A 16,301-nucleotide genomic window follows, 5' to 3' on the forward strand; every position below is an offset into this window, starting at 1 on the left:
ACTCGCCGTACCGCGGCCCCGGCCTCTTGTTGCGCGGGGCTTTTCCTTCACCAGCTGACATGGCACTCCGTCCAGGGGGCCTGCAGGACCTGCCGCCACGGCGCCCCAGAGCCCCGCGGGGGTGGGTGCGCGGGAGTCGGTGCGCCTTCCTCACTCGGGAGGAGATGCCATGATGCCTCGCCTTCGCCCGATATCGAGGCAACAGGGAGTAACGGGCTGCCGCCAATGGCAGTTCGGGGCTGTGGTGTTCTGCATCACAACGCGACGACCGCCCAGCTCGGAGCCGGTGCACGGCACTGAAGCGGGCGTCGCGCTCGGATACGCTGCCCGGGTGGCAGAACACGCGGTGACCGACGCGGAGACGCGCACCGAACGTTCCCGGCGCAGCCGGCGCAGGCTCAGCGTCGACGAGCGCAGGGACGAGTTGATAGAGGCGGCGCTCGGGCTGTTCAGTACGCGACCCCCCGAGGACGTGTCCATCGACGACGTCGCGGTGGCCGCGGGCGCTTCCCGGGCACTGGTGTACCACTACTTCGGCGGCAAGCAGGAGCTGTACCTGGCGGCGCTCTCCAGCGCGGCGCGGCGGCTGTCGGTGCTGCTGGAGCCGCCGACCGAGGGCAAGCCGCTGGACCGGCTGCGCATCTCCCTCAGGCGCTACTTCGACTTCGTGGAGGACCACGCGGCGGGCTACACGGCGCTGCTGCGCGGCGGCCCGGCCGACCGCTCCGGCGAGGTCGGCGAGATCGTGGAGAACGTCCGCCGGCTGCTGCTCGACCGCATCCTGCACACGGTCGGCGTCGAGGCCCCCAGTCCGGTGCTGCGGATCAGCCTGCGGTCGTGGATGGCCGTCGTCGAGACGGCCGCGCTGGACTGGCTGGAGCACCGCGACATCGAGCGGGCCGATCTGGAAGGGCTGCTGGTGGACCAGTGGGTCGTCATGCTGCGCGCCGCGGGACGGCACGACCCGGTCACCGCCGAGCTGTTCGACCGGATGTCCCAGGAAGAACTCGACCCGGACCGCTGACCCCCCGGTCCTGCGGCCCGCCCTCGTTCGGCTGCTCCCGCCGTCCGCGCGCACGCGTGCGCGAGACGGCGTGAACGGTGAGATGGCCCAGGACCACGCCATTGTGGTCCTGGGCCTCGCCCAGGGGACCCCTGAACAGACCACTCGGCTGTTCAGCGGCCTCCTGGCCGCCCCCCACTGTTGGTGCCGTGTGCGTCCGGCGGGCGGTACGGACCGTAGGACCCCCCACGGCCGCGGTCAGCCATGGCCGCCGCGGGAGACGCGCCCCCGCGCCGTCGGCTCACCGCCACCGCGGCAAGGAAACCCCCCGCCCCCAGGTCGACCGCTGCCGTCGCGGGGTACCCGCCCCCGCTCCCCCGGCCCGGTCGACACAGGCGCCCGCCGATCGGAACGTGCTACTCCGAACGCTGCTGCGGGATACCCGCCAGCAGCGCCCGCACCTCAGCCTCGCGGTAGCGCCGGTGTCCCCCCAGGGTGCGAATGGAGGTCAACTTTCCGGCCTTCGCCCACCGCGTGACGGTCTTGGGGTCGACGCGGAACATCGTCGCCACCTCTGCCGGCGTCAGCAGGGGCTCGGCCTCTGGCGTACGTGCTGACATGTGTGCGGCCTCTCCTCCGTGGACCGATGACAGCGATCCTGCGATTGAACCTCGCGGTCACTGATGTCCCCTATGGCCCGAAAGAGCCACTATGACATCACAACGTGTAACCTTGCCACCACTCAACGCAACAAGCAAGTTCCTGGCGGTAGTTGCGTGGGAACATCCCCGCGAAGACGGGTCGCGATGCGCGCACGGCGGCAACTGGGTCACGCTGCGTGATTCTAGCGACACGTATAGTCGTATCGCGCGCGGATTCGGGAAATTTGTTCAATCTCGTCCTCACGACGCCGCGTCGGAGGCCGGTCACGCGGGCGGCCGCGGGGCGCCGAGCGCCCGAAACCGCCCGTCCGAGCGCGGGTGTAGCGGTGTTCCTTACCGGAAGGACACACCCTCGGAACCCTTCGGCTCCGAGCAGCCTAGCGGGGCGGACGGCGGCCGATGGGCGCCCTACCTGGCCGATCGCGGCCGCGGCGGCCCTCCGCGGTCAGTTCGCCGACTCGAGGGCCCGCACGGGGCGCCAGCGGTCGAGCAGGCGCGTGGACATCGCCACCGCCAGCTCCGCCTCCCCCCGCTCCAGGGCGGCCAGCGCCACCGCGGTCTCGGCCACCGACGCGTCGGCGCGCAGCCACCGGTCGTCCAGCAGGTGAACCAGACCGCCATAATCCAGTTCCACCAGGGAACGAGGATGGAACTCCGACAGCCACCTGCCGAGTTCCTCCAGCCGCCCCTCACCCAGCGTGACCGTTTCGCCGCCGCCGACGCGCGTGCGGACGATCCGCAGCGCCCCCTCCACCCGGCGGCGCGCCTCGGCCATCGCCGTCACGTAGATGAGGGTCCGCGCCGTCGCCGCCGTCCTCGGCCCGCACCCGGCGTGTTCCGGCGCCGCGGGGGCGGAGCGGCCCTTGTCGGTGGCGCCGTCCCCGAGCAGCAGGCACCGCTCGGCCGGGGCGAACGGCACGAACCACGTGGGCGGCACGTGCCAGGTGCTCGTCAGGATGTGCGGCCGCAGGGTGCGCCCGGCCCGCTTCCAGCGTTCGTAGTCGCGCTCCACGCGTTCGGTGACGGCGGGCGGTGCGAACATGGGTACCAGCCGGGCGGGGGTCCGCTCCCGGAAACGCTCGTAGGCCAGCCATGACCGCAGGCGCGTCCCCCAGGGGCAGATGTAGATGGTGTCGCCGGACTTCCGCACGTAGGCGTCCTGGCTCTCCAGCTCGGGGGCCGGCTCCGGAGGGTCGGCCACCAGACGTTGCAACGCCTCCTGGTGCTCGACCTCCAGGGCGCGGACCCGTTTGGGGCGCCGCCTGGACTCGGCGTAAGCGGTCCACAGCGTCCGCGCAGGCTCGGGGAAGGCGGTCACCGGCTCATATACCCGTAGGTACGCGGCGTATGGCAGCACCACCGCATCGTGACACGAGCCACTCCGGACCACTGGCACCACCGCGCCACCGAGATCGGTGCGTTACGTGAAATCTCCAGGCGGGGCAGGCGGCACAGGCCCGCGACCAGTCCTAATCTGATCTCAAGACAGAGAGGAGGGCACTACCGTGCCTAATGTCTTCGGGACGCCCCACAAGGGCGCAGAACCCCGCCACGAGCAGGTCGTCTTCTGCCAGGACGAGGCCAGCGGCCTGCGCGCGATCATCGCGATCTACTCCACCGCGCTCGGCCCCGCGCTGGGCGGCACCCGCTTCTACCCGTACCGGTCCGAGGACGAGGCACTGGCCGACGTGCTCAACCTGTCCCGGGGCATGGCGTACAAGAACGCCCTGGCCGGACTGGACCACGGCGGCGGCAAGGCGGTGATCATCGGCGACCCGGCCGTCGACAAGACCGAGGCGCTGCTGCGCGCGTACGGCCGGTTCGTGCAGTCGCTGAACGGCCGCTACTACACCGCCTGCGACGTGGGCACCTACAGCGAGGACATGGACGTGGTCGCCCGCGAGTCGCGCTTTGTGACCGGCCGCACCACGGCCAACGGCGGCGCCGGCGACTCGTCCGTCCTGACCGCCTACGGGGTGTTCCAGGGCATGCGCGCCGCCGCCGAGACGGTGTGGGGCTCCCCCACGCTGCGCGGCCGGCGGGTGGGCGTCGAGGGCGTCGGCAAAGTGGGCCACCGGCTGGTGGAGCACCTGCGCGAGGACGGCGCCGAGGTGGTGGTCTGCGACGTCAGCGAGGCGGCGGTGGAACAGGTCCGGGCGCGGCACCCCGAGGTGGAGGTCGTCGCCGACAGCGACGCCCTGATCCGCACCGACCTGGACGTGTACGCCCCCTGCGCCCTGGGCGGCTCGCTCAACGACGACACCGTGCCCGCGCTCACCGCCAAGATCGTCTGCGGGGCGGCCAACAACCAGCTGGCGCACCCGGGGATCGAGAAGCGGCTGGCCGACCGCGGAGTGCTGTACGCCCCCGACTACGTCGTCAACTCCGGCGGTGTGATCCAGGTCGCCGACGAGATCCGCGGCTTCGACTTCGACCGGGCCAAGTCCCGCGCCTCGGGCATCTACGAGACCACCAAGCGGATCTTCGCGCTGGCCGCGGACGAGGGGGTGCCCCCGGCCGCCGCGGCCGACCGGCTCGCCGAGCGCCGCATGTCCGAGATCGGACGACTGCGCGGAATCCTGCTCTGACGCCTGTCCTGTCGCCGAAGGGCGACCTGTCCGGTCCGCCCCGGGCAGATCGCCCTTCGGGGGCGCCATGTGATCTCGCTGACGACTTCGCGGCGCGGGGGCTCGCCGCGCGACCGGACGCCCCCGGCAGGACGAACCGGCAGGTTGCGGTTCGTTGGTGGCGTGTCGGCTTGGATCGGTGAACTCGCAACCACCGGATACACTGGAGTTCGCCGTTAGGGGCGTGCGCCACGTACCGACGATGTACCGAGCCGGGCGCAAAACGGGTACGGTTGTACCCGTGACTGACGCATGGCTCATCAGGCACCGGTTCGTGTGTAGGACGCGCGCGTTGATGGGCCCACATAAGCCCTGACCATTCGAGGGGGTCGAGCCAATGGGTCGCGGCCGAGCCAAGGCCAAGCAGGTGAAGGTTGCCCGGCAGCTCAAGTACCGGACCGGCAACACGGACCTCGACCGCCTGAAGAGCGAGCTGGGAGTGTCCGACTCCCCCGGCGACGACTCCTACGACTACGACGATCTCGCCGAGAAGTACGCCGACTACGCAGACGACTACGGCACCGAGGACCGCAAGGACGGCACCTCCGCCCGTTGATCTTCGACACTACGCCACCGCCCGCGGCAGCGCCGGGTGGTGGCGTTGTTTTTTACCCGCGCCTCCCCCCGGCGTCGGCACCGCAGCGCCTCGTCAGCTCTCCAGGGCCTGCCGGACGCCGGGCTCGGGGCGGCCAAGCACGGCCGGGTCGGGGCGGATCACCAGCGTGGCCACGGCCTTGAGCATCGCCAGCGGCTCGCGCGTGTAGCCGAACGCCGTCGGCCCCGGGCGCGCGGCCATGCTGTCGTCGCCGACGCCCCACGCGTCCAGGCCGGCGGCCCGGCACAGCGCCACGGCGCGCGGCAGGTGGAAACCCTGCGTGACGACTGTCACACGCTCCACCCCGAAGATCCGCTTGGCGCGGACGCAGGACGCCCACGTGTCGAGCCCGGCGAAGTCGCGGACGATCCTGCGTTCGGGCACGCCGAGGGCCACCAGGTGGTCGCGCATCGCGGTCGGCTCGTCGTAGCCGCGGGTCCGGTTGTCGCCCGACACCAGCAGCACCCGCACCTTGCCGCGCCGGTACAGGTCGGCGGCCAGCTCCAGGCGCCGGGCCAGCAGCGTCGTCGGCCGGCCGTCCTGGATGCCCGCCCCGAGCACCAGCGCGACCGGCGTCCGCGGGACGGCGCCGGGGTCTGCGCGGCGTTCTCCGGTCGCCGCGTACGCCCAGGCCAGCGGCGCCAGCAGCGCGTAGGCCGCCAGCCCGGCCAGCACCGCCAGCGGCGCACGCCACCGCAACGCCAGGCTCTTGATCACGGCAGGGGTGACGGCACCCCGCCCGCGCCCGAAGACCCGCACGGGCGGGCGTCAGGACAGGTGGACGGCGCCGGTGCCGGGGACGATCTCGCCGAGCGCCCAGGCGGGCACGCCGCGTCCGGCCAGCAGTTCCAGCGCGGCGTCGGCCCGCTCGGGCGCCACGATCGCGACCATGCCGACGCCCAGGTTGAAGGTCTTGTCCATCTCGGCGTCGGGCACCCGGCCGTGCGCCCGCAGCACCTCGAAGACCGGCGGGACCGTCCAGGACGAGCGGCTCAGCACCGCGTCGGCCGTGCCGGGCAGCGACCGCGCCAGGTTGCCCGCCAGCCCGCCGCCGGTGATGTGGGCGAACGCCCGCACGCCGCCCGCCCTGGCCAGCGCCAGGCAGTCCTGGGCGTAGATGCGGGTGGGGGTGAGCAGCTCCTCGCCGAGCGGCCGGTCGAGCTCGGCGGGCGTCGCGTCCAGCGACAGCCCGGTGGTGGCGAGGATGTGCCGGACGAGCGAGTACCCGTTGGCGTGGATGCCGGACGACGCCAGGCCCAGCACCGCGTCCCCGGGCCGGACCCGGTCGGGGCCGAGCAGCTCGTCGGCCTCCACCACGCCGGTGGCGGCGCCCGCGAGGTCGAACTCGTCGGGCTCCAGCAGACCCGGATGCTCGGCGGTCTCCCCGCCGACCAGGGCGCACCCGGCCAGCGCGCAGGCGTCGGCGATGCCGCCGACGATGTCGGCGATCCGCTCCGGGACGACCTTGCCGCAGGCGATGTAGTCGGTCATGAACAGCGGCTCGGCCCCGCACACCGCCAGGTCGTCGACCACCATGGCGACCAGGTCGTGCCCCACGGTGTCGTAGACGCCCAGGCGGCGGGCCAGATCGACCTTGGTGCCGACGCCGTCGGTGGACGTGGCCAGCAGGGGCCTGCGGTACCGGGCCAGCGCGGAGGCGTCGAACAGCCCGGCGAACCCGCTGGCGTCGTCCACGACCTCCGGCCGCCGCGACCGCGCCACGCGCGCCTTCATCAGCTCGACGGCCCGCTCGCCGGCCGCGATGTCGACCCCGGCCGCCTCGTAGGAGGTGCTCATCTTTCCCTTCGATCGTCGCGCTGCGGACAGGTCACGAGCGGGACGGCTCCAGCAGGTGCTTGCCCCGGGCGCCCTCGTCCACCGGAATGGGGTAGATCCCGTCGAAGCAGGCGCGGCACAGCCGGTCCTTCGGCACCCGGGACGCGGCGATCAGCGCGTCCAGCGAGATGTAGCCGAGGCTGTCGGCGCCGATGGAGTCGCGGATCTCCTCGACCGACAGGTTGCCGGCGATCAGCTCGGCGCGGGTGGCGAAGTCGATGCCGTAGAAGCACGGCCAGGCCACCGGCGGGCTGGAGATCCGCACGTGCACCTCGGCGGCGCCCGCGTCCCGCAGCATCGCCACGATCGCCCGCTGGGTGTTGCCGCGCACGATCGAGTCGTCCACCACCACCAGGCGCTTGCCCGCGATGGCCTCGCGCAGCGGGTTCAGCTTGAGCCGGATGCCGAGCTGGCGGATGGTCTGGGACGGCTGGATGAACGTCCGGCCGACGTAGGAGTTCTTCACCAGCCCCTGGCCGTAGGGGATGCCGGACGCCTCGGCGTACCCGATCGCCGCCGGGGTGCCCGACTCGGGCGTCGGGATGACCAGGTCGGCCTCCGCGGGGTGCTCGCGGGCCAGCCGGCGGCCCACCTCCACCCGGGTGGCCTGCACGCTGCGCCCGGCGATCGCGGTGTCGGGCCGCGCCAGGTAGACGTACTCGAACAGGCAGCCCTTGGGCCGCGGCTCGGCGAACCGCTCCGACCGCACCCCCTGCCCGTCGATCGCGACCAGCTCGCCGGGCTCGATCTCGCGGACGAACGCGGCGCCGACGATGTCCAGGGCGGCGGTCTCGGACGCCACCACCCAGCCGCCGAGGTCCTCCAGGCGGCCCAGCACCAGCGGCCGGACGCCCTCGGGGTCGCGCGCGGCGTACAGCGTCTGCTCGTCCATGAAGACCAGCGAGTAGGCGCCCCGGGCGTCCGGCAGGATCTGGCGGGCCGCGGCGAGCGGGTCGCCGTCGGCCGCCGTGCCGTGCGCGGCCAGCAGCGCCGTCAGCACCTCGGTGTCGGTGGTGGCGGTCAGCACGCCGGGCTCCAGCCGCGCGGCCAGCTCCGGGGTGTTGATCAGGTTGCCGTTGTGCGCCAGCGCCAGCCCCCCGGCCTCGGTGGACCGGAACGTCGGCTGGGCGTTCTCCCACGTCGGCGAACCCGTGGTGGAGTACCGGCAGTGCCCGACGGCGATGTGGCCGCGCAGCGTGTTGAGCACCGACTCGTCGAAGACCTGCGACACCAGGCCCATGTCCTTGAACACCACGATCCGCGACCCGTCGCTGACCGCGATGCCGGCGGACTCCTGCCCGCGGTGCTGCAACGCGTACAGCCCGTAGTAGGCGAGCTTGCTCACCTCCGCACGGGCCGCCGAGTCCGGGCGCACCCAGACCCCGAACACCCCGCAGGCGTCCTGGGGGGAGCGGTCGAGGGGATCGATGTCGTGGCTCAGACGTCCATCACCGTGAGGCACCCAGACAGTCTAGATGCCCCGCTCCCCTGCTCCATCAGCCCAACTGCCCAACAGTGCCCAGAATGGCCCTTTCGTGGGTCATCTGGGCAGTTGGTCGACGATTGCCGGGTTAAGCAGGTCACGCACCTTGGCGTACGGCGCGGTGCGCATCTCGGGGCTGCAGCCGCTGCCCTCGTCGTCGGTGTGCACCTCGATGTGGTCGGCGGCCAGGAAGACGGTGACCAACGGGGGGTACGGGTCCGGCAGTCCGGGCGCTTCGGCCCGCCTGGGGAAGAAGTCCGAGCGGTCGGGGTATTCGCGTGGGAGGCACCCCTCCGGACCCCAGTGCGGCGCGCTCTCAGGAGGCCGGTCTATGACGGTCGTCCGGCTCAGCAGGGTGCGGATGCCCGATCCGGTGAGCGTTTCCGGCTTGAGGATGTCCTCGGCGGTGTAGGCGCGGCCCGACTTCAGATCGACGGTGACGGCCCATCCGGGGGGCTTCCCGTCCAGGCGCACGCAGCTGCCGGCGCTGCCGTCGTACATCTCACTGCTGTTGGAGTACTTCACCGAGACCAGCGACGGCCCGTTCACGCCGACGCGGACGCCCATGGACACCCGGGAACTGGGGGTGCACCTGGCGTCGCTGTGCCGCTGGACGCGCTTGATCGTCCAGTCGAGCGGGGCGCGCAGCGCCTGGTCCGCCCGCTGCCGGACGGCCGCGTCCACGGGGCCGCTGAGCCGCGCGTACTGGGCGCGCACCTCGATCCTCCCGCCGTTGAGCGTCTGCCGCTGTTCGGCGATCACGGCCGCGACGGGACGCGCCGAGGCGCTGGACGTGGCCGGAGGCCGGTCGGCCCCCGCCCCGTCCCTCGTGACGGACACGACGGCGGCGCCGCCGCCCACCACCAGCGCGACCCCGGCCACACCCGCCGCGATCGCGACACCGGCGCCGACCTTCGCCCCCGAGGCCCCGGCCGCGGCCGCCGTGCCGCCGCCGCTCGTGGCCGTCCCCCCGGCGGCTCCCGAAGCGTGACCGGTCGTCGCGGAGGCCCCGGCACCGGAAGTGCCGCCCGCAGGCTGAGCGCTCGCCGCTACCGATGAGCCCCCCGAGGCTCCACCGCCAGACGCAGCCGTCCCCCCGGCGCTCCCGCTGCCGGACGCGGTCGCCCCGCTTACAGCGCCACCGCCAGCACCGCCACTGGACGCAGCCCCGCCAGACGCAGTCGCCCCATGCGCGGCGCCACCGGACGTGGCCACACCACCCGCACCGCTGCCCGACGCGGCCCCACCCCCTGTGGCAGCACCAGTTGCGCCCCCACCGCCCGCGGCACCACCACCGGAGGCAACCCCGCTGGAAGCGGCCGCCCCATGCGCAGCGCCACCGGCGCCGCCGGAAGCGGCCGCCCCGCCTGCGGCACCACCGGCCGCGACCCCGCCACCGGCCGCAGCCCCGCCGCCGGTGGACGGCAGGAGCGCGGCGGCCAGCGGGAACAGGGACGCCAGGGCGACCGCGGCCCCCGCAAGGTTGCGAACGGCGCGGGTCTCCCAGTCCGGCCCGTACGCGGCGGTCGCGACGGTCTCCAGCTCCTGGACGAACCCGGCGGCGTCACCGGGCCGCTCCTCGGCGGACTTGGCCATGCCGCGGGCGATCAGACCGCGGACGTGCTCGGGCGCCTCCTCCACCGGAGGGGGCGCGCTCAGGTGCGCCTCTCGCAGCGCCGCCTCCCTATCCCCGCGGAACGGGCGCCGTCCGGTCAGGCACTCGAAGAACACGCAGGTGGCGGCGTAGACGTCGGTGGCCGGGACGGCCGGTTCGCCGCGCCACTGCTCGGGCGCCATGTACCGGGGCGTGCCCGACGCGCCGCCCTCGCCCGCCAGGACCGCGATGCCGAAGTCGATCAGCTTGCTCAGCCCGTCGGCGCGCACCACCACGTTGGCGGGCTTGTAGTCGCGGTGCACCACGCCGACGCGGTGCGCGGCGGCCAGGCCGAGCAGCGAGCCCTTCATCACCAGCAGCGCGGCCTCCGGCTCCAGCGCGCCGCGGTGTTCGAGGACCTTCTTGAGGGAGACCCCGTCGATCGCCTCCATCACGATCGCCGCGCCGTGCTCGCTCTCCACCAGCCGGTACAGCCGCGCGACGTGGGGGTCGTGCACCCGGCCGAGCAGCACGGCCTCGTGCCGCAGCAGCTCCTTCTGCGCGGCGTCCGCCCGCACGTACTTGATCGCGACGGGCGTGCCCGACTCCTCGTGCCGGGCCAGCACGACCCGGCCCTGCCCTCCGGCGCCCAGTTCGCGCAGCTCCTCGAACCCGGCGATCCGCCATGCCCCTGCCAACGCTCCTCCTGTCCGTCCGGCCCTGCAAGCCCATCGGGCGAGAAGTGAGACACCCGTTCGGCGACATCGGTTCGACGCAGCGTCATGATCGCGTCCGCGCGGGCCCGCGTGACCAGACCGGCGGTGATGTCGATCACGTGCGGCGGGTCTACCGCTCGGAGCGCAGTCCTTAACCGACCTTTACCCGCTCCGGCGGCGTGGGGAGGGGTGGGCGCGGAAATCTGGTGGTCGACACCGGGGGAGGAAGCGCAGATGACGGTTCCGGGTTACCAGACGTTCTCGCCGCCGGCCGCGCCGTCCGGGCGCGGGGGCATGGCCGTCGCGTCGCTGGTGCTCGGGATCGCCGGGCTGCCCGCGCTGGCGCTGTGCGGGCTCGGCCTGCCGATGGCGCTGGCCGGGATGGTGCTCGGGATCCTGGCGGCGGCGCGCGGCCCGCGGCGGGCGACGGCCGTGGCGGGCGTGGTGTGCTCGACGCTGACGCTGGCGATCGGCGGGGTCGCGGTCTTCTTCCTGCTGACCAAGGCCGCCGAGTGCGCCGACGAGGGCCGCTACCCCGACGACGCGGCCCGGCGGCAGTGCGTCGAGCGCGAGTTCCCGTTCGCCGAGCAGCGGCCCTGAGGGCTCAGCCGGGGAGCGGGAGCAGTCCGGACAGGTCGGCGCGGGGGCCGCTGGCCCGGACGCGGCCGGAGTCGACCGCGGCCGTCCAGCTCAGGTCGCCGGTGGCCAGGGCGATCAGGGTGGACGCGTCCATCTCGACCACATTCGGCGGGGTTCCCCGGGTATGGTGCGGCCCGGCGATGCACTGCACGGCGGCGTAGGGCGGGACCCGGACCTCGACGGATCGTCCGGGGGCGAGCGCGGCGATCCGGTCGAGCAGTTCCCGCACGGCGCCGCGCAGGACCGGCCGGGCCGGTTCGGTGCCCGCGGCGTACGCGGCCAGCGCGGTGTCGAGCGCGGCGCGGCGCAGGTCGGCGGGGTCGTCGCCGCCGGCATGGGGAGGCAGACCGAGCGCGGTGCGCTGTGCGTCGAGGACGTCCCGGGTGAGTTGTTGTCGCGCCATCGGGACCGACGCTACCGGGTCTCGGCTCGCGGTCGCGATGCGGACTTGGGCCCGCGGACGCCCGCAAACCCGGTAAAAATGTGACGGTTTGTCGGTACGAAGCGGTTCAGACCACGGCACGACAGGCGGTACGGAGCACGACACGGCGGATGCGGGGGCGCGGTCCGGGGCGGTGACCCGGCCGGTGGAAGGAGCAGGAGACGGGGGGCTTGCCGGGGGGAGGCCCGGCGCAACGACACGGAGGTTCGCAAGATGGCCGAGGCGCTGCCCCTGCAGCCCGGTGATCCGCGCCGAATCGGCAGCCACGACATCCTCGGCCGGCTGGGCGTGGGCGAGCAGGGCACGGTGTTCCTCGGCCGGGACGGGGCCGGGCGCTCGGTCGCGGTGAAGCTGCTGCACCTGCGGCTGAGCGGGGAGCCGGCGGCCCGGGCGCGGTTCACCGGCGCGCTGGCGCCGGCGCGCCGGGTGACGGGTCCGTGCGTCGCGGCGATCCTGGACGCCGATGTCGAGGGCGACCGCCCGTTCGTGGTCGGCGAGTTCGTCAACGGCCCGTCGCTGCAGCAGCTGGTCGACGAAGAGGGGCCGCGCGCCGGGGCGGTGATGGAGCGGCTGGCCGCGGGCACCATCCTGGCGATCGCGGCGGCGCACCGGGCGGGGGCGGCGCACCACGACCTCAAACCGCGCAACGTGCTGCTGGGCCGGGACGGCCCGATGGTGACGGACCTGGGCGTGACGCGCGCGTTGGAGACGGTGTGCGCGACGCCGACCGGGCGGGTCAGCGACGATCCGGCCTACAAGGCGCCCGAGCAGCTCAGCGGCATCGGCATCGGGCCGGCCGCGGACGTGTTCGCCTGGGCCGCCACGCTGCTGTTCGCGGCCTCGGGCGCGCCGCCGTTCGGGGAGGGGTCGCCGTCGGAGGTCATGCAGCGGATCGTCTACGACGACCCGGACCTGTCGGCGCTGCCCGGGGCGCTGCGGGACGTGGTCTCCGACGCGCTGGCCAAGGACCCGGGGAGCCGTCCCGAGGCCCTGGAGATCCTGGACCGGCTGCTGGGCGAGAACGGGACGCTGACGTCGCGGACGCCGCCGCCGCTGGTGTCCGAGGCGCAGAACCTGCTGAGCGCGCCGTCGCCGTCCGTGGTCACCACGCCGGAGGTGCTGCCGCTGCAGCTGCCGCCTCCCACGGAGGCCCCCGCGGCCGTGCAGCCCCCGCCGCCCCCGGCCGCCGCACAGACGCCGACGCCCGCCGTGCAGACGCCGTCTGCGGCGCCCGAGACGGCCGAACTCGGGGCTTTCGGCGGCGGCGCCACCGTGCAGGTGCCGGTGCGCGACGACATCGGCGGAGACGCGACGCAGGCGCTGCCGCCGGCCGCCATACCGGCGCCGTCGCCCGTGGAGGACACGGCGACGGACATGACCGCGCTCACGCCCCACCTGGTCCCCGGCCTGGAGCCGCAGAGCGGCGGGCGGCCGGGCGCGGGTGAGCACAACGCCACGGCCGTCCTGCACCTGGAGCCCGAGCCGGAGCGTCCGGCCCTGGCCTCGCGCCTGCCCAGGCTGCCGGGCGGGCTGTCGCTGCCGCGTCCCAGCAACCATGTGCTGGGCGTGGCGGCGTCGCTGGTGATCGGCGTGCTGGTGGGCATCGCGATCATCGCGCTGGTGCTGTGGCCGCAGTTCCGCGGCGACACGGCGGAGGAGGCGCAGCAGAGCGATCCGGCGGCGCAGGTCGGCGATGACAGCCCGGTCAGCGCGATCCCGCCGGCGTTCGCGGGCTCCTGGCGGGGAACGGCGATCAACGCGGCGCGCGGGGCGCAGTTCCCGATCCAGGTGGAGTTCGAGTCCGGGGCGACGTCCGCCCGCGCCTTCTACCCGAAGGAGCGCTGCTCGGGGACGCTGACGCTGACGCAGGGCACCAACCGGACGCTGCGCATGGCGCTGACCATCGCCAAACCGTGCACCAGCGGGAACGTGCAGATCACCCGGCAGCAGGACGGCACGCTGCAGTACGTGTGGACGAGCCCGAGCGGCAAGGCGACCTATCACGCCCGGCTCTCCCGCGGGTGACGGGCCGGATTAATCACCGCACACATCGGCTGACGGATTTTTGCCCAATTTCCGGTTTTTACAGTGAATTACCGGTCGTTCTCCAATAAAGTACCGGCTTGTCGACGCGCCCTGGATCTTGGTTGGCCACGGGGGCCGCGGGCGCGTCGCAGGCAAAGGAGACCCGGTGCGCTCTGTCCCCCCACGAAGAATCCTCGTCACCGGTGCGGTCACGGCCGGTCTGGTCGTCGTCGCCGCGCCGCTCTCCCTCGCCGCCGTCCCCGAGCCCGTCCGGGTCCAGGTGACGGCCGCGCAGGGCACCCCCGTTCCGGGCAAGTACATCGTCACGCTCAAGGACGGCGCCTCGGCGGCGACCACCGCCGGGCAGGTGAAGGCCGGATCCGTCCAGCGGTTCGGAGGCGCGCTCAACGGCTTCGCCGCCAAGCTCAGCGCCGCGCAGCTGGACAAGCTGCGCCGCAACCGCAACGTCGCCGCGATCGAGCAGGACCAGATCTACCGGGCCACCACCACGCAGAAGTCGCCCGCGTGGGGGCTGGACCGCATCGACCAGCGCAAACTGCCGCTGTCGAAGTCGTACTACTACAAGAACACCGGCAAGGGCGTGAACGCCTACGTGATCGACACCGGCATCGCGTGGTCGCACCCGCAGTTCGAGGGCCGCGCCAAGTCGGTGTGGAAGGCCCCGTCCTTCAGCAGCGGCTGGGACTGCAACGGGCACGGCACGCACGTGGCGGGCACGATCGGATCCAAGACCTACGGGGTGGCCAAGAAGGTCAACCTGCGGTCGCTGCGCGTGCTGGACTGCGAGGGCTACGGCACGGTGTCGGACATCATCGCCGCCGTCGACTGGCTGCGCAAGAACGCCGTCAAGCCCGCGGTCGCCAACCTGTCGCTCGGCGGCAAGAAGTCCACCGCGCTCAACACGGCCGTGACGAACCTGTCCAAGTCGGGCGTCTTCGTCGCCGTCGCGGCGGGCAACGAGAACCGGAACGCCTGCAACGTCTCCCCGGCGAGCGCCGGATGGGTGCAGGCGGTCGGCGCGACCACCGTCTACGACAACCGCGCCGCCTTCTCCAACTACGGCGGCTGCGTGGACATCTTCGCGCCCGGCTACGGCATCAAGTCGACCTACCTCGGCGGCAAGACGGCCACGATGACCGGCACGTCCATGGCGTCCCCGCACGTCGCCGGGGCGGCGGCGCTGTACCTGCAGTCGCACCGCAGCGCCACGTTCCCGACCGTGCAGAAGTGGCTGAACGGCAACGCCACCAAGAACCGCCTCAAGCGCATGCCGAAGGGCACGCCCAACCGGCTGCTCTACAAGGGCACCGCTTGACCGCAGCCGCACCTCGGCTTGGGACCCCCGCCCGCCCGGGCGGGGGTCCCGCTGTGCGCGCCCCCGACGCGCTACGCTGCGGGGCGGCGGTGCGTCTCGTCTCGCAGTCCCGGCCATCCAAGGTTTCCCTTGGGTCTAATCTTGGCCAAGACCCGACCGGTTCCTTACAGTAGCCTTCGCCCACTGGGGGTGGGCATGATCGCAAACCGATCTGCAGGCTGGCCGAGCCAGCCGAATCCCGCGGCCGTACTACGGCACGGGAACCGGGGACCCAAGCGCCGGGCGGCCAGCCAGGTCACGTCGGCACCGGGGTGAATTCGCGGCTCCGCCGCGATAGGGCGGACTCCCGGCCCGAACCCGTCAGCTAACCCGGTAGGCGTCACAGGAGAGGAGACGACGTGGAGAGCCCGAGCTCCACCCGCCCACGTCATGCCGTGCGGATGCGGCGCCCCGCCTTGGCTCTCGCCGTCACCGCGGCGGCCGTCTTGGTGACGTCGGCGGGCATGGCGCCCGCCCAGGCGGACCCGGGTGACACCGGCCGGCTGACCAAGCTGAACAAGCAGATCGCCCAGCTCGACAAGGAGTACGGCGGCGACCTGGCCAAGCTGAAGGACGCCCAGTACGGCATCCAGAAGGCCCGGCAGAAGCAGCGCCTGCTCCAGCGGGACCTCGACAGCGCGCGCACCATCGTGGCGCAGATGGCGGCCACCCAGTACATGACGGGCACCACCGACCCGGCCGTGGCGGTGCTGGCCAGCGACGACCCCGACAACGTGCTCAACAACGCCAGCCTGGCCAGCCATGTGGCGTCCAATCAGGCGGCCAAGGTGCGCCAGATCGAGCAGCTGGTGACCGAGCAGAAGAAGGCGCGCGAGGAGTACGAGAAGAAGGTCCAGGAGCTGGAGAAGGACATCGCCGAACTGCGCACGCAAAAGCGCAAGGTCCAGGCGCTGATCAAGAAGTTCAAGCCCGAGTCCCCCAGCTCCGGGATGGGCGGGGTCACCCCCCGCATGCTGAACGTCAAGAACACCATCGACATCGAGTTCGGCCCGTTCCCGATCATCGGCTGCGTGCGGATGACCGGCGACCCGCAGGACCACGCCACCGGACGCGCCTGCGACTTCATGGTCAGCACCGGCGGCACGATGCCGTCGGCGAGCGGCAAGGCCCTCGGCGACCGCACGGCCCAGTACGCCATCTCCAACGCCAACCGCCTGGGCATCAAGTACGTGATCTGGCGGCAGCGCATCTACGACATGCGCAGCCCCGGCTGGCGCACCATGGAGGACCGCGGCGGCATCACCGCCAACCACTACGACCACGTCCACATCTCGGTGTTCTGA

14 protein-coding genes and 1 riboswitch are annotated in these 16,301 nt (G+C 72.9%); of the genes, 7 read left to right on the forward strand and 7 right to left on the reverse strand.

The window, feature by feature from the left end:
* Positions 1-331 precede the first annotated feature (331 nt).
* Complete coding sequence (locus tag ABD879_RS04720; RefSeq protein ID WP_345017771.1) at positions 332-1,024, forward strand: TetR/AcrR family transcriptional regulator; 693 nt, start codon at positions 332-334, stop codon at positions 1,022-1,024.
* A gap of 395 nt (positions 1,025-1,419) precedes the next feature.
* Here the strand turns inward: ABD879_RS04720 and bldC are convergent, their stop codons facing one another.
* The gene (gene bldC / locus ABD879_RS04725) at positions 1,420-1,623 is read right to left on the reverse strand and encodes a developmental transcriptional regulator BldC (protein ID WP_012850682.1); all 204 of its coding nucleotides are present in this window, start codon (positions 1,621-1,623) and stop codon (positions 1,420-1,422) included.
* A gap of 487 nt (positions 1,624-2,110) precedes the next feature.
* A complete protein-coding gene (locus ABD879_RS04730; protein ID WP_345017773.1) occupies positions 2,111-3,022 on the reverse strand; it encodes a DUF8083 family protein in 912 nt (303 codons plus the stop codon).
* Between the two features lie 148 nt (positions 3,023-3,170).
* On the opposite strand from ABD879_RS04730, the gene ABD879_RS04735 reads away from it, so the two are divergent.
* Complete coding sequence (locus tag ABD879_RS04735; protein ID WP_345017775.1) at positions 3,171-4,253, forward strand: Leu/Phe/Val dehydrogenase; 1,083 nt, start codon at positions 3,171-3,173, stop codon at positions 4,251-4,253.
* 376 nt (positions 4,254-4,629) lie between these two features.
* Positions 4,630-4,848 (forward strand): DUF3073 domain-containing protein, encoded by a 219-nt coding sequence (locus tag ABD879_RS04740; RefSeq protein WP_285497465.1) that lies wholly within the window; start codon positions 4,630-4,632, stop codon positions 4,846-4,848.
* Between the two features lie 93 nt (positions 4,849-4,941).
* Here the strand turns inward: ABD879_RS04740 and ABD879_RS04745 are convergent, their stop codons facing one another.
* The 4 genes from ABD879_RS04745 to ABD879_RS04760 form a co-directional block, all read right to left on the reverse strand.
* Entirely contained in the window at positions 4,942-5,604 is a 663-nt protein-coding gene (locus tag ABD879_RS04745; RefSeq protein ID WP_345017777.1) for a SanA/YdcF family protein, read from the reverse strand.
* Positions 5,605-5,655: 51 nt separating this feature from the next.
* Entirely contained in the window at positions 5,656-6,684 is a 1,029-nt protein-coding gene (gene purM, locus ABD879_RS04750) for a phosphoribosylformylglycinamidine cyclo-ligase (RefSeq protein ID WP_345017779.1), read from the reverse strand.
* Between the two features lie 31 nt (positions 6,685-6,715).
* Entirely contained in the window at positions 6,716-8,185 is a 1,470-nt protein-coding gene (gene purF / locus ABD879_RS04755; RefSeq protein ID WP_345017781.1) for an amidophosphoribosyltransferase, read from the reverse strand.
* Between the two features lie 78 nt (positions 8,186-8,263).
* A complete protein-coding gene (locus tag ABD879_RS04760; RefSeq protein WP_345017783.1) occupies positions 8,264-10,498 on the reverse strand; it encodes a serine/threonine-protein kinase in 2,235 nt (744 codons plus the stop codon).
* Positions 10,499-10,750: 252 nt separating this feature from the next.
* Between ABD879_RS04760 and ABD879_RS04765 the strand changes: the two genes are divergently transcribed.
* Positions 10,751-11,116, forward strand: a complete 366-nt coding sequence (locus ABD879_RS04765) for a hypothetical protein (RefSeq protein ID WP_345017785.1) — start codon at positions 10,751-10,753, stop codon at positions 11,114-11,116.
* Between the two features lie 4 nt (positions 11,117-11,120).
* Here ABD879_RS04765 and ABD879_RS04770 read toward each other — a convergent pair whose 3' ends face one another.
* Positions 11,121-11,558, reverse strand: coding sequence for a sterol carrier family protein (locus ABD879_RS04770; RefSeq protein ID WP_345017787.1), 438 nt, complete (start codon positions 11,556-11,558; stop codon positions 11,121-11,123).
* 252 nt (positions 11,559-11,810) lie between these two features.
* Between ABD879_RS04770 and ABD879_RS04775 the strand changes: the two genes are divergently transcribed.
* From ABD879_RS04775 to ABD879_RS04785, 3 genes are all read left to right on the forward strand, one after another.
* The gene (locus ABD879_RS04775; protein ID WP_345017789.1) at positions 11,811-13,622 is read left to right on the forward strand and encodes a serine/threonine-protein kinase; all 1,812 of its coding nucleotides are present in this window, start codon (positions 11,811-11,813) and stop codon (positions 13,620-13,622) included.
* 166 nt (positions 13,623-13,788) lie between these two features.
* The gene (locus ABD879_RS04780; RefSeq protein ID WP_345017791.1) at positions 13,789-14,958 is read left to right on the forward strand and encodes a S8 family peptidase; all 1,170 of its coding nucleotides are present in this window, start codon (positions 13,789-13,791) and stop codon (positions 14,956-14,958) included.
* A gap of 219 nt (positions 14,959-15,177) precedes the next feature.
* Positions 15,178-15,353, forward strand: a riboswitch (cyclic di-AMP (ydaO/yuaA leader).
* A gap of 3 nt (positions 15,354-15,356) precedes the next feature.
* The gene (locus ABD879_RS04785) at positions 15,357-16,301 is read left to right on the forward strand and encodes a coiled-coil domain-containing protein (RefSeq protein WP_345017793.1); all 945 of its coding nucleotides are present in this window, start codon (positions 15,357-15,359) and stop codon (positions 16,299-16,301) included.

The organism is Actinomadura keratinilytica, from assembly GCF_039539665.1.
GTDB classification, from domain to species: Bacteria; Actinomycetota; Actinomycetes; order Streptosporangiales; family Streptosporangiaceae; genus Spirillospora; species Spirillospora keratinilytica.

Coding starts and splice junctions, on each gene's coding strand:
- bldC (WP_012850682.1), bottom strand. CDS start 1,623: ATGTCAGCACGTACGCCAGAGGCCGAGCCCCTGCTGACGCCGGCAGAG.
- ABD879_RS04740 (WP_285497465.1), top strand. CDS start 4,630: ATGGGTCGCGGCCGAGCCAAGGCCAAGCAGGTGAAGGTTGCCCGGCAG.
- purM (WP_345017779.1), bottom strand. CDS start 6,684: ATGAGCACCTCCTACGAGGCGGCCGGGGTCGACATCGCGGCCGGCGAG.
- ABD879_RS04765 (WP_345017785.1), top strand. CDS start 10,751: ATGACGGTTCCGGGTTACCAGACGTTCTCGCCGCCGGCCGCGCCGTCC.
- ABD879_RS04770 (WP_345017787.1), bottom strand. CDS start 11,558: ATGGCGCGACAACAACTCACCCGGGACGTCCTCGACGCACAGCGCACC.
- ABD879_RS04775 (WP_345017789.1), top strand. CDS start 11,811: ATGGCCGAGGCGCTGCCCCTGCAGCCCGGTGATCCGCGCCGAATCGGC.